Genomic DNA, 3,255 nt, shown 5'->3' with positions numbered 1-3,255 from the left:
GCGCTACCGAGCGCCTTGGATGAGCGCCGCCCGCCGCTGATGCTCTCACCGGAGTGGCGCGAGAACGATGACACTCACCGCGCCGCCCGGCGGCTGGAAGAGAGCGACTTTCCCGCGCTGCCCGCCAAGGTCGGCATCGCCGTGGACGCCGGGCCGACCCCGTTGCTCGGTGACGCCGCGGCGGATTTTCGCATCGAGCGCGACGACACCGGCGCGCTGCTGGTGCGCTGCGAAGGCCGCGCGATGGGGACCCGCGTGGAAAGTGCCGAGGCCGCCGCCGACCTGGTGGTCAAGCTGTGCCGCTGGTTCATGGAGAGCGGCGGGGGGCAGGCCAGACGCATGGGCCGCCACCGCGCGCCGCTGCCGGCCTGGGCGCGGCAAGACGCGGCCCCGACGGCGCCGTGCCAGGCGCTTGCGCTGGGCGCGCATCCTTTGGGGGCGGTGGTCGGGCTTTCGCTTGGGCGAGTCGAGGCGGCGTCGCTTCGCGCGCTGGTCACGCCGTTCGAAGATTGCCGGCTGCGCGTGACGCCCTGGCGGCGGCTGCTGGTCACCGGTGCGGATGCCGGGCGCCTGCCCGCGCTGTTTGGAGTAATTACCGAGCCGGGAGATCCGCGCCTTTCGATGGACGCCTGCCCTGGCGCGCCGTTCTGCGAGCAGGCAAGCGTGGATACCCGGGCCATGGCCGCACGGCTCGCGCGCCACCAGGCGAGCAGCCTGCACGTCTCCGGCTGCGCCAAGGGCTGCGCGCGAAGCCGCCCGGCGGCGGTGTGCCTGACCGGGCGCGGTGGCCGCTTCGACGTACTGATCAACGACCGCGCCGACGGCGAACCGGCGGCGCGCGGGCTCACGGAGCCCGACGTACTGGACTATCTGGAGAAACTGGGTGCCTTACACCTATGAAACCCACGGCCCGGCGATCTACCGGGAGTCGTTTTCGATCATCCGCCGCGAGGCCGAGCTTTCCCGCTTCTCGCCGGAAGAGGAGGTCGTGGCCGTGCGCATGATCCACGCCGCGGGCCTTGTGGAGCTCGCCGCTCATATCCACTTCCAGAACGATATGGTCAACCGCGCGCGAGCGGCGCTCGAGGCCGGCGCGCCGATTCTGTGCGACGCGCGCATGGTCTCCGAAGGCATCACCCGCAAGCGCCTGCCGGCGAATAACGAGGTGATCTGCACGCTGAACGATGAGCGCACACCCATGCTCGCCCATCAGATGGCCAACACCCGCTCGGCGGCGGCGCTGGAGTTATGGCGGCCGCATCTGGAGGGCGCTGTGGTGGCGATCGGCAACGCCCCGACGGCGCTGTTCCACCTGCTCAATATGCTCGAAGACCCCGACTGCCCGCGCCCGGCGGCGGTGATCGGCTGCCCGGTGGGCTTCGTCGGTGCGGCGGAGTCCAAGGAGGCGCTTTGGCAAACTCCTGAGATTCCCGGCTGCATCGTGCGCGGGCGGCTGGGCGGCAGCGCGGTCACCGTGGCCGCGGTCAACGCGCTGGCGGCTCGCGTCGAATGAGTAACGGTTGCATCAAGGGCGTGGGCCTGGGGCCCGGCTGTCAGGATCTGATGAGCGTGCGCGCGGATCGTTTGATTCGCGGCGCCACCCACGTCGCCTACTTTCGCAAGAAGGGCAAGAAGGGCCACGCCCGCAGCATCGTCGAGGGGCTCTTGCGCGACGACGCGATCGAGCTTGCCATGGTGTACCCGGTCACCACCGAGATCCCCTTCGACGACCCGCGCTACAACGCGCTGCTCGCCGCCTTCTATGAGGAGTGCGTGGCCCGGCTCGTCGAGCTGAGCGCCGCCGGGCATGATGTGGTCGTGCTCTGCGAAGGCGACCCGTTCTTCTACGGCTCGTTCATGCACCTCTACACCCGGCTTCTGGAGCGCGTGCCGGTGGACGTGGTGCCCGGTATCACCGGCATGTCCGCGGCCTGGACCGCCACGGGGGCGCCCATTACCTGGGGCGACGACGTGCTCACCGTGGCGATGGCGACCCTCCCCGAAGCGCAGCTTTGTGAGCGCATTCGCCAGACCGATGCGCTGGTGGTGATGAAGATCGGCCGGCACCTGACCAAGCTGCGCCGGGCGCTAAAGGCTGCCGGGCGCGAGGGAGATGCCTGGCTGATCGAGTACGCCGCGATGGAGAATCAGCGCGTGGTGCCGCTGGTTGAGGCCGGTGACCGGGTGCCGTACTTTTCCATCGTGCTGATTCACGGCAACGGGAGGCGCCCATGAGCGGCTGGGTCAAAATCGTCGGGCTGGGGCCGGGGGCGGATTCTATGATGACGCCGGAGGTCACGGCCGCGCTTGCTGAGGCCACGGACGTGGTGGGCTACGTGCCCTACGTGAACCGCGTGGCGCCGCGCGAAGGCCTGACCCGCCACGGCTCGGACAACCGCGAGGAGATTCGCCGCGCCGAGGCCGCACTCGATATGGCCTGTGAAGGCAAACGCGTGGCGGTAGTCTCCTCTGGCGACCCCGGCGTGTTCGCCATGGCAAGCGCGGTGTTCGAGGCGCTCGAAGCCGGCAAACCCCAATGGCGCGCGCTCGATATTCAGGTGCTGCCGGGCATCTCGGCGATGCTGGCGGCCAGCGCCAAAGCCGGCGCGCCGCTGGGCCACGATTTCTGCTGCATCAACCTTTCCGACAACCTCAAGCCCTGGGCGCTGATCGAAAGGCGCCTGCGCCTGGCGGTAGAGGCCGACTTCGCCATGGCGTTCTACAACCCGCGCTCGACATCGCGCCCGATTGGGTTCGAGCGCACGCTCGACGTGCTGCGCCATGAATGCGAGCCCGAGCGCGTGATCGTCTTCGCTCGGGCGGTTTCCACCCCCGAGGAGTCGATTCGCGTGGTCACGCTTGATGAGGCCACCCCGGAAATGGCGGACATGCGCACCCTGGTGATCGTCGGCTCGAGCCAGACGCGGGTGATCGAGCGCGACGCCGCGCCGCTGGTCTACACGCCGCGCTCGGTGTCGTGAGGCCAGGCCTCGAGCCAAGCCAGCACCTCATCGACGCTGTGCGCCTCCTGGCGCGGCGGAAGGCGGGGGCGCTCGATCATCGTGACCGGAAGATGGAGGGCACGAGCGGCCAGAATCTTGGACGCCGCGCCGCTGCCGCCGGCGTTCTTGCACACGATGCGGGTGATGCGCTCGGCCTTGAGCAGCTCGAGATCGTTTTCGAGCGTGAACGGGCCGCGGTCGATCACCGCCTTGTAGTGGGCAAGCGGCGGGGGCACGGCGGGCTCCTCGATCA

General features: G+C 69.4%; 5 protein-coding genes. 4 read left to right on the top strand and 1 reads right to left on the bottom strand.

Annotated elements, in window-relative coordinates:
- The 4 genes from BIS11_RS13595 to cobJ form a co-directional block, all read left to right on the top strand.
- Nucleotides 1-900, top strand: a 900-nt coding sequence (locus BIS11_RS13595; protein ID WP_253586280.1) for a cobalamin biosynthesis protein CobG, incomplete at its 5' end; no start/stop codon positions are given.
- Nucleotides 884-1,513, top strand: coding sequence for a precorrin-8X methylmutase (locus tag BIS11_RS13590; RefSeq protein WP_253426373.1), 630 nt, complete (start codon nt 884-886; stop codon nt 1,511-1,513). The genes BIS11_RS13595 and BIS11_RS13590, both read left to right, overlap by 17 nt.
- Nucleotides 1,510-2,235: a precorrin-2 C(20)-methyltransferase gene (cobI, locus tag BIS11_RS13585; RefSeq protein WP_253426372.1), complete on the top strand. Its 726-nt coding sequence runs from the start codon at nt 1,510-1,512 to the stop codon at nt 2,233-2,235. Before BIS11_RS13590 ends, cobI begins: the two co-directional genes overlap by 4 nt.
- The gene (cobJ, locus tag BIS11_RS13580; RefSeq protein ID WP_253426370.1) at nt 2,232-2,981 is read left to right on the top strand and encodes a precorrin-3B C(17)-methyltransferase; all 750 of its coding nucleotides are present in this window, start codon (nt 2,232-2,234) and stop codon (nt 2,979-2,981) included. The genes cobI and cobJ overlap by 4 nt, the downstream gene beginning before the upstream one ends.
- Here the strand turns inward: cobJ and BIS11_RS13575 are convergent.
- Nucleotides 2,957-3,255, bottom strand: a 299-nt coding sequence (locus tag BIS11_RS13575) for a precorrin-6A/cobalt-precorrin-6A reductase (RefSeq protein ID WP_253586278.1), incomplete at its 5' end; no start/stop codon positions are given. The genes cobJ and BIS11_RS13575 overlap by 25 nt on opposite strands.

It is taken from the genome of Halomonas sp. 707D4, assembly GCF_024158685.1.
Classification (GTDB): Bacteria; Pseudomonadota; Gammaproteobacteria; order Pseudomonadales; family Halomonadaceae; genus Vreelandella.
The sequence above is the reverse complement of the archived record's forward strand: the minus strand, read 5'-3'. Positions and strand labels throughout refer to the sequence as shown.

What these genes read in the sequence shown, in the direction of transcription:
- cobI (WP_253426372.1), top strand. Translation starts at nt 1,510, where the DNA reads ATGAGTAACGGTTGCATCAAGGGCGTGGGCCTGGGGCCCGGCTGTCAG.
- cobJ (WP_253426370.1), top strand. Translation starts at nt 2,232, where the DNA reads ATGAGCGGCTGGGTCAAAATCGTCGGGCTGGGGCCGGGGGCGGATTCT.